General features: G+C 64.3%; 22 protein-coding genes. 21 read left to right on the top strand and 1 reads right to left on the bottom strand.

The features are described 5' to 3' along the window. Positions 1–4: 4 nt before the first annotated feature. Both selO and B3397_RS04805 read left to right on the top strand, forming a co-directional pair. The gene (gene selO, locus B3397_RS04810; RefSeq protein WP_296247772.1) at positions 5–1,450 is read left to right on the top strand and encodes a protein adenylyltransferase SelO; all 1,446 of its coding nucleotides are present in this window, start codon (positions 5–7) and stop codon (positions 1,448–1,450) included. A 189-nt stretch (positions 1,451–1,639) separates the two neighbouring features. Next, positions 1,640–1,984, top strand: a complete 345-nt coding sequence (locus B3397_RS04805; protein ID WP_296247771.1) for a type II toxin-antitoxin system HicB family antitoxin — start codon at positions 1,640–1,642, stop codon at positions 1,982–1,984. 95 nt (positions 1,985–2,079) lie between these two features. Here the strand turns inward: B3397_RS04805 and B3397_RS04800 are convergent, their stop codons facing one another. Continuing rightward, the gene (locus B3397_RS04800) at positions 2,080–2,850 is read right to left on the bottom strand and encodes a ParA family protein (RefSeq protein ID WP_296247770.1); all 771 of its coding nucleotides are present in this window, start codon (positions 2,848–2,850) and stop codon (positions 2,080–2,082) included. Positions 2,851–3,272: 422 nt separating this feature from the next. Here B3397_RS04800 and B3397_RS04795 point away from each other — a divergent pair, with 422 nt between their 5' ends. The 19 genes from B3397_RS04795 to B3397_RS04705 all read left to right on the top strand — a co-directional run bounded on the left by B3397_RS04795 (position 3,273) and on the right by B3397_RS04705 (position 20,270). Next, positions 3,273–4,013: a beta-ketoacyl synthase chain length factor gene (locus tag B3397_RS04795; protein ID WP_296247769.1), complete on the top strand. Its 741-nt coding sequence runs from the start codon at positions 3,273–3,275 to the stop codon at positions 4,011–4,013. After that, entirely contained in the window at positions 3,989–4,801 is an 813-nt protein-coding gene (locus tag B3397_RS04790; RefSeq protein ID WP_296247768.1) for a lysophospholipid acyltransferase family protein, read from the top strand. Before B3397_RS04795 ends, B3397_RS04790 begins: the two co-directional genes overlap by 25 nt. Next, positions 4,782–5,054: a phosphopantetheine-binding protein gene (locus B3397_RS04785; protein ID WP_296247767.1), complete on the top strand. Its 273-nt coding sequence runs from the start codon at positions 4,782–4,784 to the stop codon at positions 5,052–5,054. The genes B3397_RS04790 and B3397_RS04785 overlap by 20 nt, the downstream gene beginning before the upstream one ends. A gap of 9 nt (positions 5,055–5,063) precedes the next feature. Further along, positions 5,064–5,318, top strand: a complete 255-nt coding sequence (locus B3397_RS04780; protein ID WP_296247766.1) for an acyl carrier protein — start codon at positions 5,064–5,066, stop codon at positions 5,316–5,318. Continuing rightward, positions 5,315–5,860 (top strand): hypothetical protein, encoded by a 546-nt coding sequence (locus B3397_RS04775; protein WP_296247764.1) that lies wholly within the window; start codon positions 5,315–5,317, stop codon positions 5,858–5,860. The genes B3397_RS04780 and B3397_RS04775 overlap by 4 nt, the downstream gene beginning before the upstream one ends. Next, complete coding sequence (locus B3397_RS04770; protein WP_296247762.1) at positions 5,857–7,521, top strand: AMP-binding protein; 1,665 nt, start codon at positions 5,857–5,859, stop codon at positions 7,519–7,521. Before B3397_RS04775 ends, B3397_RS04770 begins: the two co-directional genes overlap by 4 nt. Continuing rightward, positions 7,514–8,248, top strand: a complete 735-nt coding sequence (locus tag B3397_RS04765) for a glycosyltransferase family 2 protein (protein ID WP_296247761.1) — start codon at positions 7,514–7,516, stop codon at positions 8,246–8,248. Before B3397_RS04770 ends, B3397_RS04765 begins: the two co-directional genes overlap by 8 nt. Then, entirely contained in the window at positions 8,245–9,171 is a 927-nt protein-coding gene (locus B3397_RS04760) for a glycosyl transferase (protein WP_296247760.1), read from the top strand. The genes B3397_RS04765 and B3397_RS04760 overlap by 4 nt, the downstream gene beginning before the upstream one ends. Further along, positions 9,168–10,706, top strand: a complete 1,539-nt coding sequence (locus B3397_RS04755) for an HAL/PAL/TAL family ammonia-lyase (protein WP_414704344.1) — start codon at positions 9,168–9,170, stop codon at positions 10,704–10,706. The genes B3397_RS04760 and B3397_RS04755 overlap by 4 nt, the downstream gene beginning before the upstream one ends. Beyond that, entirely contained in the window at positions 10,699–11,124 is a 426-nt protein-coding gene (locus B3397_RS04750; protein WP_296247759.1) for an acyl-CoA thioesterase, read from the top strand. Before B3397_RS04755 ends, B3397_RS04750 begins: the two co-directional genes overlap by 8 nt. An 80-nt stretch (positions 11,125–11,204) precedes the next feature. Continuing rightward, positions 11,205–11,810: an outer membrane lipoprotein carrier protein LolA gene (locus B3397_RS04745; RefSeq protein WP_296247758.1), complete on the top strand. Its 606-nt coding sequence runs from the start codon at positions 11,205–11,207 to the stop codon at positions 11,808–11,810. Continuing rightward, positions 11,782–14,121, top strand: coding sequence for an MMPL family transporter (locus B3397_RS04740; protein WP_296247757.1), 2,340 nt, complete (start codon positions 11,782–11,784; stop codon positions 14,119–14,121). The genes B3397_RS04745 and B3397_RS04740 overlap by 29 nt, the downstream gene beginning before the upstream one ends. A gap of 48 nt (positions 14,122–14,169) precedes the next feature. After that, on the top strand, positions 14,170–15,411 hold the full coding sequence (locus B3397_RS04735; protein WP_296247756.1) for an NAD(P)/FAD-dependent oxidoreductase: 1,242 nt from the start codon (positions 14,170–14,172) through the stop codon (positions 15,409–15,411). Beyond that, the gene (locus B3397_RS04730; RefSeq protein ID WP_296247754.1) at positions 15,408–16,139 is read left to right on the top strand and encodes a class I SAM-dependent methyltransferase; all 732 of its coding nucleotides are present in this window, start codon (positions 15,408–15,410) and stop codon (positions 16,137–16,139) included. The genes B3397_RS04735 and B3397_RS04730 overlap by 4 nt, the downstream gene beginning before the upstream one ends. Then, complete coding sequence (locus tag B3397_RS04725) at positions 16,136–16,681, top strand: hypothetical protein (protein WP_296247752.1); 546 nt, start codon at positions 16,136–16,138, stop codon at positions 16,679–16,681. Before B3397_RS04730 ends, B3397_RS04725 begins: the two co-directional genes overlap by 4 nt. Continuing rightward, the gene (locus B3397_RS04720) at positions 16,678–17,850 is read left to right on the top strand and encodes a beta-ketoacyl-[acyl-carrier-protein] synthase family protein (protein ID WP_296247751.1); all 1,173 of its coding nucleotides are present in this window, start codon (positions 16,678–16,680) and stop codon (positions 17,848–17,850) included. The genes B3397_RS04725 and B3397_RS04720 overlap by 4 nt, the downstream gene beginning before the upstream one ends. Beyond that, positions 17,847–18,317: a hotdog family protein gene (locus B3397_RS04715; protein ID WP_296247750.1), complete on the top strand. Its 471-nt coding sequence runs from the start codon at positions 17,847–17,849 to the stop codon at positions 18,315–18,317. The genes B3397_RS04720 and B3397_RS04715 overlap by 4 nt, the downstream gene beginning before the upstream one ends. Next, positions 18,310–19,038 carry a 3-oxoacyl-ACP reductase FabG gene (fabG, locus tag B3397_RS04710; RefSeq protein ID WP_296247749.1) on the top strand — a complete coding sequence of 243 codons (729 nt, stop codon included), beginning with the start codon at positions 18,310–18,312 and terminating at the stop codon, positions 19,036–19,038. The genes B3397_RS04715 and fabG overlap by 8 nt, the downstream gene beginning before the upstream one ends. After that, on the top strand, positions 19,038–20,270 hold the full coding sequence (locus B3397_RS04705) for a beta-ketoacyl-ACP synthase (RefSeq protein WP_296247748.1): 1,233 nt from the start codon (positions 19,038–19,040) through the stop codon (positions 20,268–20,270). Before fabG ends, B3397_RS04705 begins: the two co-directional genes overlap by 1 nt. Positions 20,271–20,272 lie beyond the last annotated feature (2 nt).

The following is a 20,272-nucleotide window of genomic DNA, read 5'->3' as shown; positions in this document are numbered from 1 at the left end:
CGCCTTGAAAGGCCTCGACGAACTGACCTTCGACAACCGCTTCGCCCGCTTGGGCGATGCGTTCTCCACCGAGGTGCTGCCAGCGCCCATCGACAACCCCAGGCTGGTGGTGGCCAGTGAAGCGGCCATGGCCTTGCTGGATCTGGACCCCAGCTGCGCCGACACCGCCGTGTTCGCCGAGCTGTTCAGCGGCCACAAGCTGTGGAGCGAGGCCCAGCCACGGGCGATGATCTATTCGGGTCATCAGTTCGGCCATTACAATCCCCAGTTGGGCGACGGCCGCGGGCTGCTGCTGGGCGAGGTGTACAACGACGCCGGCCAGCACTGGGACCTGCACCTCAAGGGTGCCGGGCAGACGCCCTACTCGCGCATGGGCGATGGCCGCGCGGTATTGCGCTCCTCGATCCGCGAGTTCCTGGCCTCCGAAGCCTTGCATGCCCTGGGTATTCCCAGCAGCCGGGCGCTCAGCGTGGTGGCGTCGGACACCCCGGTGTGGCGCGAGAAGCAGGAACGCGCGGCCATGGTGCTGCGCCTGGCGCCGAGTCATATCCGCTTCGGCCATTTCGAATATTTCTATTACACCCGACAGCCCGAACTGCAGAAGCAGCTCGGCGAGCATGTGCTGGCCCAGCATTTTCCCGGCTGCCTGACGCAGCCCGAGCCTTACCTGGACATGTTCCGCGAGATCGTCGAGCGCAATGCCGAGCTGATCGCCAAGTGGCAGGCCTATGGCTTCTGTCATGGCGTGATGAACACCGACAACATGTCGATTCTGGGCATCACCTTCGACTTCGGACCGTTTGCGTTTCTGGATGATTTCGATGCGAATTTCATCTGCAACCACTCCGACCATGAGGGGCGTTACAGCTTCAGCAATCAGGTGCCGATTGCCCACTGGAACCTGAGCGCACTGGCCCAGGCGTTGACGCCGTTCATCGGTGTGGAGGCGTTGCGTGAAGCGCTGGGGTTGTTCTTGCCGCTGTACGAGGCGGCCTACCTGGACCTGATGCGCCGGCGGCTGGGCTTCACCCTGGCCGAAGACGGCGACAAGGTGCTGGTGGAGCGGTTGCTGGCGCTGATGCAGAACAGTGGTGTGGATTACACCCTGTTCTTCCGCCGGCTGGGCGAAGAAGGCTCGCTCGCGGTGCTGCGTGACGACTTCGTCGACATGCTCGGCTTCGACGCCTGGGCGGCGGACTATCAGGCCCGTATGAACCGCGACGTGGTACAGGGCCGGACCGAGCGCATGAACACGGTGAACCCGCTGTATATCCTGCGCAACTATCTGGCACAGAACGCCATCGATGCCGCCGAAGCCGGGGATTATGACGAGGTGCGGCGACTGCACCAGGTGCTGAGTACTCCCTTTACCGAACAGCCGGGCATGGAAACCTATGCGCAACGGCCGCCGGAATGGGGCAAGCACCTGGAGATCAGTTGTTCGTCTTGAGGGGCGGGCCCGCCCGCGAAGGGCCCGCCAGATCTCCGCCAAGGGCTACTCCGAGCGATATTGGCCTCAACGCCACAGCAGGCCCGACCCATATCCGGAAACGACCTACATCCAGCGCCGATCCAGCTGACTGACCCGCGCCAGGCTCTTGGGGCATTATCGTTGCTCACTGAAAAATGGGGTCACACCATGAACAACATCATGATCATCGACGGCCACAAAGCGGTCATTCAGTACGACTCGCAGGCGGGGTTGTTCAGAGGCGAATTCATAAACCTCAACTGTGGGGCAGACTTCTATGCCGATAGCGTCAACGCGTTACGGGTCGAAGGTGCGCAATCCCTGAAAGTCTTCCTCGAGGTTTGTGCCGAAGAAGGCATTGACCCTATCAAGAACTACTCGGGAAAGTTTCAGCTAAGGCTACCTGAAAGCCTGCATGCCCAGATCAGTGAAGCCGCTGCTGCGCTTGGTGTCAGCATCAATCAATTCGTGCAGCGTAGCCTTGAGCATGAACTGGAAAAAGTCGCGTCTTGAAACGGTGCTCGCTGTTGCGGGGATCGCCCTGAAGCAGGCGCCAAAGCGGATCGCGGTATTGGCCCAGGGCGATCCCTGAACCTCCTGCCCCCGCCCTAGCGCTGCTCCAGCAAACCATGCAACTCCACGAACTGCAACGTCAGCTTGTGCCTCGGATCCAGGTGAATCAACGGCATGTTGCGTTCGTGGGACTCGCGCATTTTCACCGAGCTGCCCAGATACACCGGTAGCACCGGCAAGCCTTCGGCAATCAATTCATCGAGCATCTGCTGAGGCAGGCTGGCGCGGGGCTGGAACTGATTGACCACGATGCCTTCCACTTCCAGTGCTTCGTTGTGGTCTTCCTTCAATTCCTCGATCTCGGCCATCAGCCCATACAGCGCGTGCCGGGAAAAGCTGTCGCAGTCGAAGGGAATCAACACCCGATCGGCCGCGATCAATGCTGAAACGGCGTAGAAGTTAAGCGCTGGCGGGGTATCGATATAGATACGCTCGTAGTCCTCACTGAGTTCGTCGAGCAACTTGCGCAGTTTGTTGATCTTGTGTTTGGCCTCCAGCTTGGGCTGCAAATCGGCCAACTCGGCGGTTGCCGTCACCACATGCAGGTTGTCGTAGGGGGTCTCGTAGATGTCGACCTTGCCCTTCTTGGAAAACGGCCCGGACGACAACGTCTGCTTGAAGAAATCGGCGATCCCCATGGGAATGTCATCCCCGGTCAGCCCGGTGAGGTACTGGGTGGAGTTGGCTTGGGCATCGAGGTCGATCAACAGCGTGCGAAAGCCTTCGTTCGCACTGACGGCCGCCAGGTTGCAGGCGATGCTGGACTTGCCCACCCCGCCTTTCTGATTGAACACCACGCGCCGCATGTAAAGCCCTCCGTGAGCGGTAAAACCTCGAGTGTAGTGGCCGCTGTGTGAATTTAGCTAGCGCACGGGGCTATCGATTTCAAGTCATTCATGCCAAGGCCAGTGGATTCTCCAAAACCGCACATCTTTTTCCTACAAGACCTTCAGATACATACCCTCGCCTCTGAGTAGGGTTTTCGATACATTCCGCGCCATGCAATCTTGCTCCTTCATCAGCAGCGCTGGTGCGGGCGCCTGGCTTGCGGCATTCATGCGCAGAATCAGCGCGTTCGCAGGGCAAACCTGCAAGCATTGTTTGCACCCACCACGCCCCACCGGGATAATGCGCGCCCTCAGACACTGCACCATGCCAGAGTCGACGCTATCCCCAATCGACACCATGGAATGGAAGCCCTGCACACAGGGCGGGAACGAGCACTGTAATGACATTCAATATCGCACAATGGCGAGCCTGGGCGCCTGGGCTGTCGTCGGCGCACGACTGGCAACGCTGGAGCACCCTGACGACGCCGCAGCCCCCGTCACCTGACATTGACGCCGCGCCTGACGTGTCTTTTCTGCCGGCCATGCAGCGCCGACGCCTGAGTCGCATGGCGCGCATGGCCTTTCATGTCGGCTGGCCACTGGCCGAAGGTTCGAGCGACCTGCCCTTCGTGTTCGTCTCCCGCCACGGCGAAACCCCGCGCACCTTCGACATCCTCAGCGACCTGGCCGCCGAGCAGCCGCTGTCGCCCACGCAGTTCAGCCTGTCGGTACACAACGCAGTGATCGGCCTGTGGTCGATCATGCGCGGCTCCACCAGCGAGATGACTGCTCTGGCAGCTGCAGGCGACGGCCTGGAGCACGGCGTCATGGAGGCCGCCGCGCTGCTGGACGAGGGCGCGCCGGCCGTACTGCTGGTGGTGGCCGAAGACTTGCCACCGGCCGCCTATGCCCCTTGGGTCGACGACGTGCCCTTCCCCTATGCCGTGGGCTTGCTGCTGACGCCGGGTACCGAGTGGTCGCTGACCCTTGCCCAGCGAGCCGAACCCCCGCGAATCGAAGCATCGGCCGAACAAGGCTGGCCCCATGCCCTTGATCTGCTGCGTACCCTGCTCGCGCAACGGTCCACCTGCCAACACTTCTGGAAGAGTCGCGCATGGACCTGGCAACGCAGCCATTGAACAAGCCCAAGCGCCGCAACGCCTACTACTGGCGCCTGCTGGCAACCGCGTGCAGTTTCGCGCTCTTCGGCCTGGGCGGGCTGTGCCTGCGCCTGCTGGTCTTTCCGCTGCTGGCCTGCCTGCCGGGTGACCCCGCCGTGCGTGGCAGACGGGCCCGCGTGGTGGTCAGCCGACTGTTCTGGTTGTTCATCCGTTTCATGGCCCGTGCGGGCGTGCTGACCTACGAGGTACAAGGCGCGCACAAGCTCGGACGCCCGGGGCAGATGATCATCGCCAACCACCCTTCCTTGATCGACGTGGTGTTCCTGATCGGCCTGGTGCGTGGTGCCAACTGCGTGGTCAAACAGACCCTGTGGCAGAACCCCTTCACCCACGGCGCGGTGCGCGCCACCGGTTACGTCAGCAATGACGGCAGCCTGGACATGCTCGACAATGCCGCCGCAGCATTGCAAGACGGCCAGAGCCTGATCCTGTTTCCCGAAGGCACCCGCACCCCGCCCGGGCAAGCCCCCGCCTTTCATCGCGGCGGCGCGGCCATTGCCTTGCGTGGCGCGCGGGTGCTAACCCCCGTGATCATCACTGTCACGCCCAGCACCCTGACCAAGGCCGAGCCCTGGTACCGCATCGCGGCGCGACGTCCGCACTTCAGTTTTCGCGTGGGCGCCGATATAGACCCACAGGCGTTCGCGGCGCAAGGGCACGCTCCCCAAGCTTCGCGCAAGCTCAACGATCATCTGCATCACTACTTCAACAAGGAGCTCGCCCTGGATGAGCAACCCCAACACTGAGCTGCACTTGCAGATCAAGCAACTGATCATCGATGCCCTGGGCCTTGAAGACATCAGCGCCCAGGACATCGGCGACCAGCAGACTCTGTTCGGCGAAGGCCTTGGCCTGGATTCGGTAGACGCCCTGGAACTGGGCCTGGCCATCCAGAAGCGCTACGGCATCAAGATCGACGCCGACGCCAAGGACACGCGCAACCATTTCAACAACGTGGCCAGCCTCGCGGCGTTCGTCACGTCCAGACAGGCAGCCTGAGACCGAACCATGCAAACCCGCGACGATATCTTCAATACCCTGCGCGCAGCCCTGGTCGAGCTGTTCGAACTGGACCCGGCGCAGATCAGCCTGGAGTCCAATCTGTATCAGGATCTGGAAATCGACAGCATCGACGCCGTCGACCTGATCGACCACATCAAGCGCCAGACCGGCAAGAAGATTGCCGCCGAAGAGTTCAGGTCGGTGCGCACCGTGGGCGACGTGGTCGAGGCGGTGCATCGCTTGGTCAATCAGGCCGCATGAGCCGGCTGATCGGCCTGGTGCTGTTGTTCGCCGGCCTGCTGTACCCCTTCGCGGTGTACTGGGGGCTCGAGCACTTTGCACCCTGGCAGTTCGGCCTGTTGCTGGGCAGCCTGTGGCTGGCCCGAGCGCTGACCGGTGAGCGCAAACCTGGCAGCCTGTGGATGGCGTTGGCGGCCATGATGTTCTGTACCCTGCTGGCGCTGCTCGACAACCCGCATCTGCTGCGCTGGTATCCGGTACTGATCAGCACCTTCATGCTGGCACTGTTCGGCTCCAGCCTGCTGTACGGCATGCCGGTGGCCGAGCGGCTGGCCCGACTGACCGAGCCGGATCTGCCCGATGTGGCCATCCCCTACACCCGCAAGGTGACCCAGGCCTGGAGCCTGTTCTTCCTGGGCAACGGTTTGCTGGCCACTGCATTGACCCTGTGGGCACCCTTGGCGTGGTGGACGCTGTACAACGGCTTGATCGCCTATGGACTGATGGGCCTGCTGTTCGCTGCTGAATGGCTGGTTCGACAACGCGTAAGAGGCCGCGCATGACATGGATGAATCTTGAGCACCTGTTGCTCGAAACCCGGCCTGGCCGGGCGGTCACCTACGCTCCGGCGATGGACCACGCGCACCTGTGCGAGCACGCTCTGCGCCTGGCCGGTGGTCTGCGCCAGCGCGGAATCAAGCACCTGGCCGTTTATCTGGAAGATGCCGGGCAACTGGCCATCGCCCTGCTCGGCGCCTGGCGCGCCGGCGTCAGCGTATTGCTGCCCGCCGATCTGCAAGTGCAGACCCGTCAGCGCTGGGCGGGCATGGTCGATCACTGGCTGACCGAGGATATAGAGGCATTGTATGGCGAGCCTTTGCTCGCTGCCGCACTGGACCTGGACCGCTGCCAGCTCAGCTTGTGCACCTCCGGCTCCAGCGGTGAGCCCAAACGCATCGACAAACAGCTGCGCCAGCTGGCCAACGAGGTTCAGGCGCTGCAACACCTTTGGTCCGCGGAGCTGGGCGGCGCCTGCCTGATCGGCAGCGTGGCCACCCAGCATATCTATGGCCTGTTGTTCCGCGTGTTGTGGCCGCTGTGCGCGGGCCGTCCGTTCCTGCGCCGTCAACTGCCGTTCCCCGAAGACCTGCAGCGCGCCAGCCGCGAGCACGCCGAATTTGCCTGGGTGACCAGCCCTGCGCTGCTCAAGCGCATGGGTGAGAACCTCGACTGGCCAGCGTTGAGCGCGGTGAAGAAGGTGTTCTCTTCCGGGGGCGCCCTGCCCGCCGAAGCGGCCCGCAGCCTGGAGCATCGGCTGGGCCAGCGCCCCACGGAAATCCTTGGCAGCTCGGAAACCGGCGGCATCGCCTGGCGCCAGACCGATGCGCTGTGGCAACCCTTCGCCGACGTCAAGCTGAGCCAGGACGGACACGGCGCCCTGCGCATCGCCTCGCCTTACCTGCCCGCCGGGCACGTGGAACAAGGCGCGGACGCGGTTGAGTTCGCCGAAGACGGCCGCTTCCAGTTGCTGGGTCGTGTAGACCGCATCGTCAAGCTGGAAGAAAAACGCATCTCACTGCCGATGCTGGAACAGGCGCTGGCCGAGCATGCCTGGGTCAACGAAGCGCGTCTGGGCGTGGTCCAGGAAAACCGGGCCAGCCTGGGCGCCTTGGTGGTACTCAGCGCCCAAGGGCTGCAGGCGCTGCGCGGCCACGGCCGACGGGCGCTGACCCAGAGCTTGCGCCAGCACCTGGCCCAGCACTGCGAAGCGCTGGCCCTGCCGCGCCGCTGGCGACTGCTCGGCCAACTGCCGCTCAACACCCAGGGCAAGCTGCCCCAGGCCCAGGTCGACGCCCTGCTGCTGGCACAGCGAAGCAAGACACCGCAGGTGCTCGACCAACGGCAGAACGGTGACGAGCACTTGCTGCACCTGCACGTGCCCCATGATCTGGCGCATTTCAGTGGTCATTTTCCCAAGGCGCCGGTACTGCCCGGTGTGGTGCAGGTACAGTGGGCGTTGCAACTGGCCCGTCAGACCCTCGAGCTGCCGCCGCGGTTCGCCGGCATGGAAGTGCTCAAATTCCAGCAATTGGTCCGCCCCGGCGATACCTTGCAATTGAGCCTCAGGTTCGATGCCGAGCGCAGTAAACTGTACTTCGCCTTCCGCAGCGGCGAAGCTCCCTGCTCCAGCGGCCGAATCGTGCTGGAGGCCGCTGATGCATAAGCCTTGCGCGGTCATCCCGGTGTACAACCATGAAGCCGCAGTACCCGCGGTGGTCGCCGAGCTGCTCAAGGCTGGCCTGCCTTGCGTGCTGGTGGATGACGCCAGTAGCCCGGCCTGCGCTACGGTACTCGAACAGCTTGCCCGGCAACCTGAGGTCTGGCGTGTGCGCCTGGACCGCAATCAGGGCAAAGGCGGTGCGGTGATGGCCGGCCTGCGCGAGGCCAGCCGTCTGGGTTTCAGCCATGCGCTGCAGGTGGACGCCGACGGCCAGCACGACCTGCAGGATGTGAAGCTGTTCGTGCAAGCCTCCCGGCAGCAACCCGAGGCGCTGATCTGCGGCTATCCGCAGTACGACGCCAGTGTGCCAAAGGGTCGCCTGTACGCCCGCTACCTGACCCACGTGTGGGTATGGATCAACAGCCTGTCGCTGCGCATTCCCGATTCGATGTGCGGATTTCGCGTGTACCCCCTGCCGGTGACCCTGAGCCTGATCGACAGCGTCAAGCTGGGTCGGCGCATGGACTTCGATCCGGAAATACTGGTGCGTTTGGCCTGGCGCAATCAGCCCATGCACTGGCTTGCGACCAAGGTGCACTACCCGACCGACGGCCTTTCGCATTTCCGCCTGTTCCACGACAACGCGCTGATTTCCAAAATGCACACCAAGCTGTTCTTCGGCATGCTGCTGCGCTTGCCGGTGATTCTGTGGCGCAGGGCACGGGCATGAGCGAGCTCAACCGCAAGCACTGGGCCGGGCATCGGGAACGCGGGAGTTTCTGGCTGATGAAGCTCACAGCCTGGGGCGTCAAGGTGCTGGGCCGTCGCGTGCTCAGCCCGATCCTGCACGGCATCGTTTTCTACTTCTTCGTGTTCGGTCGCCGCGCGCGTCACGCCGCCCGCGAATACCAGCAGCGCCTGGCCAGGTTCAGCGCCCGGCCGGACCTGACGCCTACACAGCGCTCGGTGTTCGCACAATTCATGGCCTTCGCTGATGCGCTGCTGGACAAGCTCGATGTATGGAACGGCAAGTTGCGCCTGGAACAGATCGAGGTCGTCGACCCCGCTGGCCTGCGCGGGCAACTGCGTGGAGCACGTGGGCAAATGCTGGTAGGCGCGCACCTGGGCAACCTGGAAGTGTGCCGCGCGTTGGCCGAGCTGGGCGAGAAGGTCACCATGAACGTGCTGGTGCATACCCGCCACGCCGAGCGTTTCAACCGCTTGCTCGGCGAGGCCGGTGCCACCAACCTGCGCCTGATTCAGGTCAGCGAGCTGGACCCGGCGGTGATGCTGCAACTGAGCGAACGCCTGGATCGCGGCGAGTGGCTGGCGATTGCCGGCGATCGCGTGCCACTGCACGGCGGGCGACACGTGAGGGTCGATTTTCTCGGCGCGCCGGCGGCCTTCCCCCAAGGCCCCTGGTTGCTGGCCGGTCTGCTCAAATGCCCGCTGAACCTGATTTTCTGTCTCAAGCGCGACGGTCGCTACCAGGTGATCCTCGAGCCTTTCGCCGACCACGTGCTGTGGAAGCGTGGCGAACGCGACGCGGTGATCGCCGAGTGGGTGCGCCGCTATGCCGATCGCCTGGCCCACCACTGCCTGCAGGCACCGCACCAGTGGTTCAATTTCTACCCTTTCTGGAACAACCCATGACCCGTGATCCGATCGTGTTCGGCCAGGCCGCACTGCCCATCGAAGCCATTGTGGCGGTCGCCAAACACCAGGCGTCGAGCCAGCTGCAGAGTGACGGCCCGTACCGCGAGCGCATCGCCAAGGGCGCACGGTTTCTCGACTCGTTGCTGGACAAGGAAGGCGTGATCTATGGCGTGACTACCGGCTATGGCGACTCCTGCGTGGTGGCAGTGCCGCTGGAGCATGTCGAGGCGCTGCCGCGCCACCTCTATACGTTTCACGGCTGCGGCCTGGGCAAACTGCTGGATGCCCCGGCAACCCGGGCCGTGCTGGCGGCACGCTTGCAGTCGCTGTGTCACGGCGTATCGGGGGTGCGCATCGAGCTGCTCGAGCGCCTGCATGGCTTCCTCGAACACGACGTGCTGCCACTGATCCCGGAAGAAGGTTCGGTGGGCGCCAGCGGCGACCTGACCCCTCTTTCCTATGTCGCAGCGACCCTGTCCGGCGAGCGTGAAGTGATGTTTCGCGGCCAGCGCCGCCAAGCCGTCGACGTGCATCGGGAGTTGGGCTGGACGCCACTGGTGCTGCGGCCAAAGGAGGCCTTGGCGCTGATGAATGGCACTGCCGTGATGACCGGCCTGGCCTGCCTGGCCTTCGCCCGTGCCGATTATCTGCTCAAGCTGGCAACCCGTATCACGGCCCTGAACGTTGTGGCCCTGCAAGGCAACCCGGAGCACTTCGACGAGCGCCTGTTCGCCGCCAAGCCGCACCCTGGGCAAATGCAGGTGGCCGCCTGGCTGCGTCGGGACCTGGCCATCGACGCTCCGACCGCGCCGCTGCATCGGCTGCAGGATCGCTACTCACTGCGCTGTGCCCCTCACGTGCTGGGCGTGCTGGCCGACAGCCTGGGCTGGCTGCGGGGGTTCATCGAAACCGAACTGAACAGCGCCAACGACAACCCGATCATCGACGCCGACGCCGAACGCGTGCTGCACGGCGGGCACTTCTACGGTGGGCATATCGCGTTTGCCATGGACAGCCTGAAGAACCTGGTGGGCAACGTTGCCGACCTGCTCGACCGGCAGCTGGCCCTGCTGGTGGATGTGCGCTACAACCATGGCTTGCCAAGCAACCTGTCCGGCGCGCCTGTCGAGCGTGCCATGCTCAACCACGGCTTCAAGGCCGTGCAGATCGGCGCCAGCGCGTGGACCGCCGAGGCGTTGAAAAACACCCTGCCGGCCAGCGTGTTCTCACGCTCCACCGAGTGCCACAACCAGGACAAAGTCAGCATGGGCACCATCGCCGCGCGCGATGCCCTGCGCAGCCTTGAGCTGACCGAGCAGGTCGCCGCCGCCACCCTGCTGGCGGCCAACCAGGGCGTATGGATGCGTGGCCAGGCCAAGGACGCTCGCCCCCTGCCGCCGGCCCTGGCAAGCATGCACGAGCAGTTGCTGATGGACTTCAAGCCCGTCATCGAGGACCGCGCTCTGGAACATGACTTGCGCCTGTGCCTCAAGCGCATCGGCGAGCAGCACTGGAGCCTGTTCGATGCGTAGCCTTGGGGTGTTGCATGTGGACACCGAAATGCAGGTGCCGTTTTTTGACGTCGACAGCATGAACGTGGTCTGGCACGGGCACTACGTCAAGTATCTGGAAGTCGCGCGCTGCGCGCTGCTGGATCACATCGGCCACAACTACACGCAGATGCTTGAATCCGGCTATGCGTGGCCTGTGATCGACTTGCAGTTGCGCTACGTGCGTGGCGCGGTGTTCGGCCAGAAGCTCAGAGTGCGTGCGAGCCTGGTGGAGTGGGAGAATCGGTTGAAGATCCATTACCTGATCAGCGATGCAGTGACCGGTGAGCGCATGACCCGGGGCAGTTCAGTGCAGGTGGCGGTGGAGATCGCCAGCCGCGAGATGCAACTGGCCTCGCCCAAGGTGTTTGTGGATGCGGTGGGGGGGGTGTTGGGATGAGGGGCGTTCCAGCGATTCTGTGGCGCCTGCACGGGCACTGCATGCTCCGCCGATCGGTGTGGGAGCGGGCTCTGCCCGCAATGAAGCTCGGTCACATTCTGCAAATTTTCCTGGCCACCGCCACCCTGCTCGCCCCTGCGGCCCAAGCCTTCGACCTCAAAGACCTGAGCACCCAACTGAGCAAACCTGCTGTGATCCGCGGTCCGTTCATTCAGGAAAAACACCTGCGCGCCCTGCCGCAACCGCTGGTCAGCCAGGGCAGCTTCGTGCTGGCCAAGGACTACGGCCTCTTGTGGCTGCTCAAAACCCCGTTGCAACAGGACTACCACATCAGCGCGCGCGGCATTGCCCGCCGCGACGCCACCGGTTGGCAGATGCTGCCGGGCAAGAGCGCCGGCGCTCAACAGAACCACCTGTTCTTCGCCGTGCTGCAAGGCGACAGCAGCGAGCTGGCTCGTGACTTCGAGCTTGACTTCAAAGGCGATGCCGGTGCCTGGACGTTGCAACTGACCCCGCGCTCGCTGCTGCTCAAACAGGTGTTCACCCGTATCGACATCAGCGGTGGTGACTATGTACAGCGCATCGAGCTGGCCGAAACCCAGGGCGACAGCACCGTGCTGCGTATGCCTGCCAGTACCAGCGCTACCAGCCTGAGCGATGCGGAGCGCGCCGACCTTGCCGAGTGAACGCCTGCTACCGCGTCTGTTCCTGGCCCTGCTGCTGGTGGTGGTGGCCTTGGCTGGCTGCCAATGGCGAGCGGGGCCGCCGTTGTCGGCCAACCTCATGGAACTGGTGCCCGGCGCCGTTCAGGACCCGCTGCAACAGCGTGCCGAACAGCGCATGCAGGAACCCCTGAACCGGGAGCTGCTGGTGTTGGTGGGCAGCGAGGAGCGCGACGCCGCGGTGGCCATGGCCAAAGCACTGGGCGAGCAGTGGCAGGCCAGCGGCTTGTTCGAGAAGGTACAGTGGAACCTGCAGGCCGACCTGCCGGCGTTGCGCACGCAGTTGTTGCAAGGCCGTCTGGCCATGCTGGCGCCAGCCGACCGTCAGCTGCTGGCCGAGCACCCCGAAGCGTTCATCCAGCAACGGCTGCAAAGCCTGTTCGACCCCTTCGCCGGTTTCAGCCTGGTGCCCAGTCAAGACGATTGGCTGGGCCTGACCGGGCGCATCCAAGGCAGCCAGCCAAAGCACGGCGCCGTGGAGATGGACCTGACCACTGGCGCCCTGCTGGCCAATGCCGAAGGTCGCCACTGGGTGCTGCTGCGCGCTCGCACCTCAGGTGATGCGTTTGACATGCACCTGCCGCTCAAGGTGGCAGACCTGCTCGACGCTGCCCGTGAGCACGCTCGGCAAGGCCATGTGCAACTGCTGGCCGCCAGTGGCCTGCTGTATGCCGCCAATGGCCAGCGCGAGGCCTCCCGGGAAATCACCTGGGTGGGCGGCGGTGCCACGGCCGGCATTCTACTGCTGCTGTTGATGGCATTTCGTCACTGGCGGGTGCTGCTGGCATTCGTTCCGGTGCTGGTGGGCATGCTGTTCGGCGCAGTCGCCTGCGTGGCCTTGTTCGGCAAGATGCACGTAATGACCCTGGTGCTGGGCGCAAGCCTGATCGGCGTGGCCGTGGACTACCCGCTGCATTACCTGTCCAAGAGCTGGAGCCTCAAGCCCTGGCACAGCTGGCCGGCGCTGCGCCTGACGCTGCCGGGCCTGAGCCTGAGCCTGGCCACCAGTTGCATCGGCTATCTGGCCCTGGCTTTCACGCCCTTCCCGGCACTGACCCAGATCGCCGTATTCTCCGCCGCCGGGTTGGTAGGCGCTTACCTGTGTGCGGTGTGCCTGTTGCCGGCACTGCTCAAGGGCGTCGATGTGCGCCCCGCGCAATGGCCGCTAAATGTCGCCCAGGCCTTGCTGAATCTGCGCACCCGCCTGCTGCGACGCGTGCCCGGCCCGGCGCTGTTGCTGCTCCTGGCAGTGTTCTGCGCCGGCGGCCTGTGGCACCTGCAGGTCAAGAACGACATCCGCCAGTGGGTCGGCACACCGCCGGCCCTGCTCGAGCAAGCCCAGGCCATCGCCCGGATCACCGGCTACCAGCCCACCAGTCAGTTCTTTCTGGTGCAGGGGACCGACGAACAACAACTGCTGGAGCGCGATCAGGCGCTTGCCAAACGTCTGTCCGCCCTGGTGGACATGGATAAGCTGCACGGCTACATGGCCCTCAGCCAACTGGTGAGCACACCTGAGGCCCAGGCCAGGGTGCGCGAGGCCCTGGGCCAGCTGCCGCAACACTGGCAACCGCTGGTGGCGCTGGGCGTTCCCGAGGCCGCGCTGCGGGCGGAACTGGCCCAATTGCAGCAACTGCCAGTGCAAACCATCGACCACGCCTTGCTCGGCCCGCTCAGCGAACCCTGGCGCGCACTCTGGCTAGGGCCAAGCGGCCACGGCGTGGCGTCCATGGTCAGTCTGCAAGGGCTGAACAACGCCGACCTGCTGCGGGTGGTCGCCCAGGACTTGCCCGGTGTCCAGCTGGTGGACCGCCTCGGCGATCTGAATCAGGTGTTTGCTGCCACCCAACTCAGCGCCGCCGAATTGAAGCTCGCCTCGTGCGTGCTGATCGTGCTGTTGCTGCTGCGTCCCTTCGGTACGGGCGGCGCGCTGCGCATGGTTGCCCTGCCGCTGCTGGCGGCGCTGTGCAGCTTGGCCAGCCTGGGCTGGCTGGGCCAACCGCTGACCCTGTTCAGCCTGTTTGGCCTGCTGCTGGTGACCGCCATCAGTGTCGACTACGTCATCCTCATGCGCGAGCGTATCGGTGGCGCCGCAGTGAGCCTGTTGGGCACCTTGCTCGCAGCGGCCACAACCTGGCTGTCGTTCGGCCTGTTGGCCGTGTCAAGCACCCCTGCGGTCAGTAACTTCGGTTTGTCGGTGAGCCTTGGGCTGGCCTTCAGCTTCCTGCTCGCGCCTTGGGCCGGTGGGCTGCAACGCGAACAGGCGTCGCCATGAAGGACCACACGCGTACTTTCTTTCCCGCTACCCCGGCCAGGAGGCCTTATGTCAAACGTTGAACTGCAAACCCGCCAGGTGGTGGTGATCGGTGCCGGCCCTGCCGGTGCCATCGCCGCCACGCTGCTCAAGCGCCAAGGCCATGACGTGGTGGTGATCGAGCGTCAGCGCTTTCCACGTTTTTCCATCGGCGAGAGTCTGCTGTGCCATTGCCTGGACTTCGTCGAGCAGGCCGGCATGCTCGAGGCCGTGCAGGCCGCAGGGTTTCAGCTGAAGAATGGCGCGGCCTTCGCTTGGGGTGAGCGGCGCAGTGCGTTCGACTTCAGGGACACGTTCACCGCAGGCATCCCCACCACGTTCCAGGTGCAACGCGCCCGCTTCGACCAACTGCTCGCCGACCAGGCCGAGGCGCAAGGGGTAGAGATTCGCTACGAAGAAGAAATCACCGGCTTCGACGCCACGCAAACGCGCCTGCAAGTACGCCGTCTGGATGGCAGCACGTACCTGCTGCAAGCAACGTTCGTGCTCGATGCCAGTGGCTACGGTCGGATACTGTCGCGCCTGTTGGACCTTGAAACGCCCTCTGATTTCCCCGTACGCCAGGCCGTGTTCACCCATATCGAAGACCGCATCGATAGCGCCGACTTCGATCGCGAGAAGATTCTCATCACCACCCACCCCGAGCATCGCGACATCTGGTTCTGGACCATCCCCTTCAGCGACGGCCGCTGTTCGCTGGGCGTAGTGGCTGCCAAGGAGCATTTCGAAGGTCTGGATGACGATCTGGACGCCTGCCTCAAGGCCTTCGTGGCGCAGACGCCCAGCCTTCAGGGCGTACTGCGCGATGCGGTCTGGGACACCCCGGCGCGGACCATCGGCGGCTATGCGGCCAACGTCAGAACCCTGCACGGCCCAGGCTTCGCCCTGCTGGGCAATGCGGCAGAGTTTCTGGACCCGGTATTCTCCTCCGGCGTGACCATCGCCATGCGCTCGGCGAGCATGGCCGCCGGGCTTCTCGACCGCCAGCTCAAGGGCCGGCAGGTGGACTGGCAACGGGAGTTCGCCGAGCCGCTCAAGGCAGGGGTCGAGACTTTCCGCGCCTATGTCGAGGGCTGGTACGACGGCAGTTTCCAGGACGTTATCTACTACCCCGACAGCTCCCCCGAGATCCGCCGCATGATCAGCGCGATACTGGCGGGGTACGCCTGGGACACGCGCAACCCGTTCGTGGCCGAGCCCAAGCGGCGCCTGCGAACCTTGGCCGAACTGTGCGCGAGCACCGCACCATGAGACCGTTCCTGAGCGACAGCTATGTCGAAGAAACCCGTTTCGGCTTCTGGTTCCTGCGCAGCCATACCTGGCAGCACCATGTGCTGAGGGTGGCAATCGATGACCTGCGCGGTTTGTTCAGCGAGCCACCGCCAGGCAACGCCGTGCTGCTGGACACTGGGTGTGGCCAGGGCAAATCCTTCCAGTACCTGCGCCGGGTGTTCGCGCCTGCACAGTTGCTGGGCAATGACGCCGACCCGCTGAGCGTGGAACTGAGCAACGCCGAGGCCCGTCGCCTGGGCGGCGATATTCGCGTGCAGGGGGGTGACTGTGCCCACCTGCCTTATGCCGACGCCAGCGTCGACCTGCTGTTCTGTCACCAGACCTTCCACCATCTGGTGGAACAGGAAAAGGCCCTCTCCGAGTTTTACCGAGTGCTCAAGCCCGGTGGTTATCTGCTGTTTGCCGAGTCCACCGAAGCCTACATCGACACCTGGGTGATTCGCTGGCTGTTCCGCCATCCGATGCATGTGCAGAAAAGCGCGAGCGGGTACCTGCAGATGCTGCGCGATCAGGGTTTCGAGTTCGACACGGGCAATGTTTCCTACCCTTACCTGTGGTGGAGTCGGTCCAGGGACTTCGGTTTGCTGGAGCGGCTCAAGCTGCGCACGCCGAAGCCGTTTGGCCAACGTGAAGAAACCCTGGTCAACGTCGTGGCGCGCAAGCCGCTCCAGGCAGTGACGCCATGATGCGCGCGTGGATAGTGGGTTGCCTGATGCTGCTGGCCGGCTGCGCGAGTCATGCACCCCTGCCTGCTGGCGCACCGAGCTTGCGGTTGCCGCTGCAATTGCACGTTCAGCGCCTGCAGGCCGGGCAGAGTCAGGACTGGATGCTGGTGATCCAGCGCGAGGATGACGGGCTGCGCTGGTCGCTGCTGGATTTTCTGGGCATACCTCAGGCACGCCAGCGCCTGCTTGGCCAGCAGTGGCAAGCCGATGGCTTGCTGCCGCCCAATCCCGAAGCCCGGGAGCTTTTCGCTGCAGTGCTGTTTGCGTTGACGCCAGCAAAGCAATTGATGGCCGATTATGCCGATGCCACGGCCACGAAGGGCGGCCGACGATTGGGAGATCGCTGGTCGGTGGTGTATCCACCGGCGCCTGCGCGGCTGCTAGCCGCTCCTACTGGTGCAGGTGCAGCCCGCATTGACAGCGCGGATCCCGAATTCACCCTGTATCTCCAACACGACCTGACCTACCGCATCAGCCCGCTGCCCCACGAGGCCACGCCATGACTGCCTACCTCAATGCACTGGGCCTTAACTGCGCCCTGGGCATGGACACCGCCAGTGTGAGTCGGGCGCTGTTTGCCGGCGACTGCTCGGGCATGCGCCCGCAAGCCGGCTGGGTGCCCGAGCGCGTGCTCCCGGTGGCGGCGGTGCGCGGCGAGCTACCGGCCATTCCCGTCGCGTTGAGCAGCCAGGCCAGCCGCAACAATCGATTGCTGTTGCAGGCAACCTTGCAGATCGATGCCCAGATCCAGCAGGCCATCGCTCGCTTTGGCGCCTCGCGCATTGCCATCGTGCTGGGCACCAGCACGTCGGGTATCGACGAAGCCAGTCGCGGCATCGCCCGCTACCTGCAAGACCGGCAGTTCCCCGGCGACTACGACTACAGGCAACAAGAGCTCGGGGCTCCGGCGGCGTTTCTTGCCGACCTGTACGGCATCAGCGGCCCGGCCCACGTGATCTCCACAGCCTGTACCTCCAGCGCCCGGGCGCTGATGACGGCTCGTCGTTTTCTCGCCATGGGCCTTTGCGATGCGGTGTTGTGTGGCGGCGTCGACAGCTTGTGTCGGCTCACCCTGAACGGTTTCTCGGCGCTTGAGGCGGTGTCCGCGCAACGCTGCAATCCGTTCTCGCGCAACCGCAACGGCATCAATATCGGTGAGGCAGCGGCGCTGTTCCTGATGACCCGCGAACCGGCCAGTGTCGCTTTGCTGGGCGCAGGCGCCAGCTCCGACGCCCACCATATCTCGGCCCCCGAACCCAGCGGCCGCGGTGCTCTGCAAGCCATGCGCAAGGCGTTGGCGCAAGCCGGGCTGGCGCCCGAGCAGATCGGCTATCTGAACCTTCACGGCACCGCCACCGCACACAACGACGCCATGGAAAGCCTGGCGGTGGCTGAACTATTCCCGGCCGGGGTGCCCTGTTCATCGACCAAACCGCTGAGCGGGCATACCCTGGGCGCCGCGGGAGCACTGGAAGCCGCGTTCTGCTGGCTGAGCCTGCAACCCGGCGCTGTCCTGCCGCCCCATGTCTGGGACGCCATCATCGATCCACAACTGCCCCAGCTGGCTTTCGTCCAGCCCGGACAGACCTTGCAAGGGCCACGCAACCTGATGAGCAATTCATTCGCCTTCGGCGGCAACAATGTCAGCCTGATTCTGGGAGCGCCGACATGATCGACTGGCCGATCGCCGAACTGTTGCCCCATGCCGGCGACATGATCCTGATCGATCACGTCGTGGCCTTCGACCAGGAAAGCATCCACACCCGTGTCACCGTGCAGCCGGACGGGCTGTTCAACGACCCCGACGGCAGTCTGCCGGCCTGGGTCGGGGTTGAGCTGATGGCGCAGAGCGTGGCCGCCTATGCCGGATGTCGCGCCCGTGAACAAGGCCAGGAGGTGGAAATGGGCTTCCTGTTGGGTACCCGCAAGTACCACTGCAACGTCGAACGGTTTCCCTTGGGCTGCTCGTTGGATATCCATGCCCGCCGCTCGCTGGAAGACGACAGCGGCATGGGCGTGTTTGAATGTGAATTGACCGGCCCAGGCATCAGCGTGCAAGCGCGCCTCAATGTTTATCGCCCACCTCAGGCCGAGCAGTACCTGGCCGAGGCCCCCCTACAGGACTCCCTCCATGACTGAGACCATTCTGGTCACCGGCTCCAGCCGTGGCATCGGCCGCGCCATCGCCCTACGCCTGGCCAGCGCTGGCTTCGACCTGGTGCTGCATTGCCGCAGCGGCCGTGCCGAAGCCGATGCGGTACAGGCCCAGGTCCAGGCCCTGGGTCGACAAGCCCGGGTGTTGCAATTCGACGTGGCCGACCGCGCCGCCTGCGCGCGCATCCTGCTGGAGGATGTGGAAACCTACGGGGCCTATTACGGCGTGGTGTGCAATGCCGGGCTGACCCGCGACGGTGCGTTTCCGGCCCTAAGCGAAGAGGACTGGGACCTGGTGATGCGCACCAACCTGGACGGCTTCTACAATGTTCTGCACCCTTTGACCATGCCCATGATTCGCCGCCGTGCGGCTGGACGCATCGTTTGCATCACGTCGGTCTCGGGGCTGATCGGCAACCGCGGACAGGTCAACTACAGCGCTTCGAAGGCCGGCGTCATCGGCGCTGCCAAGGCCTTGGCCATCGAACTGGCCAAGCGCAAGATCACCGTCAATTGCGTCGCCCCGGGACTGATCGACACCGCCATGCTGGACGAGAACGTACCGGTGGAAGAACTGTTGAAAATGATCCCTGCCCAGCGCATGGGCACGCCTGAAGAGGTCGCCAGCGCGGTGAATTTCCTGATGTCGGCAGAGGCTTCGTACATCACTCGCCAGGTGCTGGCCGTCAATGGAGGGCTGTGCTGATGAAACGGGTCGTGGTCACCGGCATGGCCGGTATCACCTCGCTGGGCAACGACTGGGCCAGCATCGCCGGGCACTTCGCTGCCAACCGCAGCGGCATTCGGCGCATGAACGAATGGGACCGCTTCGAGGAACTCAACACGCGCCTGGCCGGGCCCATCGATGACTTCAAGGTGCCGAGCCACTGGACCCGCAAGCAACTGCGCAGCATGGGCCGGGTTTCTCGCCTGGCCGTGGGCGCGGCGGAGCAGGCCCTGGCCGATGCCGGCCTGCTGGGCGACGAGTCGATCAAGGACGGACGCATGGGCGTGGCCTGTGGTTCCTCCACCGGCAGCACCGACGAGATCAAGGCGTTCGGCAACATGCTGCTCAACTCGGTGGCCGAAGGGCTCAACGCCAACTCCTATGTGCGCATGATGCCCCACACCACGGCGGCCAACATCAGCATATTCTTCGGCCTGACCGGCCGGTTGATTCCTACCTCCAGTGCCTGCACCAGTGGCAGCCAGGGTATTGGCTATGCCTACGAGGCAATCAAGTTCGGCCGCCTGCCGCTGATGCTCGCCGGGGGCGCGGAAGAGTTGTGTCCTACCGAAGCGATGGTGTTCGATGCCCTCTACGCCACCAGCCTGAAGAACGATGCGCCGCACACCAGCCCACGTCCCTACGACGGCGGCCGAGATGGTCTGGTGATTGGTGAAGGCGGCGGCATGCTGGTGCTCGAGGAACTGGAACACGCGTTGGCCCGAGGTGCACGCATTCATGCCGAAATCGTCGGCTTTGGCAGCAACGCCGACGGCCAGCACACCACTCGCCCCGAGCAGGCAACCATGCGCCGCGCGATGGAGTTGGCATTGCAGGACGCCGGGCTGCCCGCTGAGGCCATCGGCTATGTGAACGGCCACGGCACCGCGACCGAACAGGGCGACATCGCCGAAACCCTGGCCACCAGCAGCCTGTTCGGGGCGCACATGCCGATCAGTTCGCAGAAGAGCTTCCTGGGCCATACCCTGGGCGCGTGCGGCGCTCTGGAATCCTGGTTCAGCATCGAGATGATGAACCGCGATCGGTATGTGCACACCTTGAACCTGGACCAGGTGGATGCCCGCTGTGGTGAGCTCGATTACATCCGCGGCGAGTTCCGCGCCATGAACAACGAATTCGTGATGAACAACAATTTCGCCTTCGGCGGCGTCAACACCTCTTTGATATTCCGCCGCGTAGCCACGGCGTAAGC

This window comes from Pseudomonas sp. UBA4194, from assembly GCF_002379585.1.
GTDB lineage: Bacteria > Pseudomonadota > Gammaproteobacteria > Pseudomonadales > Pseudomonadaceae > Aquipseudomonas.
The sequence above is the reverse complement of the archived record's forward strand: the minus strand, read 5'-3'. Positions and strand labels throughout refer to the sequence as shown.

Excerpts from the sequence above, each read along its gene's own strand:
- B3397_RS04765 (WP_296247761.1), top strand. The coding sequence starts at position 7,514 with ATGCATAAGCCTTGCGCGGTCATCCCGGTGTACAACCATGAAGCCGCA.
- B3397_RS04805 (WP_296247771.1), top strand. The coding sequence starts at position 1,640 with ATGAACAACATCATGATCATCGACGGCCACAAAGCGGTCATTCAGTAC.
- B3397_RS04705 (WP_296247748.1), top strand. The coding sequence starts at position 19,038 with ATGAAACGGGTCGTGGTCACCGGCATGGCCGGTATCACCTCGCTGGGC.
- B3397_RS04770 (WP_296247762.1), top strand. The coding sequence starts at position 5,857 with ATGACATGGATGAATCTTGAGCACCTGTTGCTCGAAACCCGGCCTGGC.
- B3397_RS04790 (WP_296247768.1), top strand. The coding sequence starts at position 3,989 with ATGGACCTGGCAACGCAGCCATTGAACAAGCCCAAGCGCCGCAACGCC.
- B3397_RS04730 (WP_296247754.1), top strand. The coding sequence starts at position 15,408 with ATGAGACCGTTCCTGAGCGACAGCTATGTCGAAGAAACCCGTTTCGGC.
- B3397_RS04735 (WP_296247756.1), top strand. The coding sequence starts at position 14,170 with ATGTCAAACGTTGAACTGCAAACCCGCCAGGTGGTGGTGATCGGTGCC.
- B3397_RS04725 (WP_296247752.1), top strand. The coding sequence starts at position 16,136 with ATGATGCGCGCGTGGATAGTGGGTTGCCTGATGCTGCTGGCCGGCTGC.
- B3397_RS04745 (WP_296247758.1), top strand. The coding sequence starts at position 11,205 with ATGAAGCTCGGTCACATTCTGCAAATTTTCCTGGCCACCGCCACCCTG.
- B3397_RS04755 (WP_414704344.1), top strand. The coding sequence starts at position 9,168 with ATGACCCGTGATCCGATCGTGTTCGGCCAGGCCGCACTGCCCATCGAA.
- B3397_RS04760 (WP_296247760.1), top strand. The coding sequence starts at position 8,245 with ATGAGCGAGCTCAACCGCAAGCACTGGGCCGGGCATCGGGAACGCGGG.
- B3397_RS04775 (WP_296247764.1), top strand. The coding sequence starts at position 5,315 with ATGAGCCGGCTGATCGGCCTGGTGCTGTTGTTCGCCGGCCTGCTGTAC.
- B3397_RS04780 (WP_296247766.1), top strand. The coding sequence starts at position 5,064 with ATGCAAACCCGCGACGATATCTTCAATACCCTGCGCGCAGCCCTGGTC.
- B3397_RS04800 (WP_296247770.1), bottom strand. The coding sequence starts at position 2,850 with ATGCGGCGCGTGGTGTTCAATCAGAAAGGCGGGGTGGGCAAGTCCAGC.
- B3397_RS04795 (WP_296247769.1), top strand. The coding sequence starts at position 3,273 with ATGACATTCAATATCGCACAATGGCGAGCCTGGGCGCCTGGGCTGTCG.
- fabG (WP_296247749.1), top strand. The coding sequence starts at position 18,310 with ATGACTGAGACCATTCTGGTCACCGGCTCCAGCCGTGGCATCGGCCGC.
- B3397_RS04750 (WP_296247759.1), top strand. The coding sequence starts at position 10,699 with ATGCGTAGCCTTGGGGTGTTGCATGTGGACACCGAAATGCAGGTGCCG.
- B3397_RS04785 (WP_296247767.1), top strand. The coding sequence starts at position 4,782 with ATGAGCAACCCCAACACTGAGCTGCACTTGCAGATCAAGCAACTGATC.
- B3397_RS04715 (WP_296247750.1), top strand. The coding sequence starts at position 17,847 with ATGATCGACTGGCCGATCGCCGAACTGTTGCCCCATGCCGGCGACATG.
- B3397_RS04740 (WP_296247757.1), top strand. The coding sequence starts at position 11,782 with ATGCGGAGCGCGCCGACCTTGCCGAGTGAACGCCTGCTACCGCGTCTG.
- B3397_RS04720 (WP_296247751.1), top strand. The coding sequence starts at position 16,678 with ATGACTGCCTACCTCAATGCACTGGGCCTTAACTGCGCCCTGGGCATG.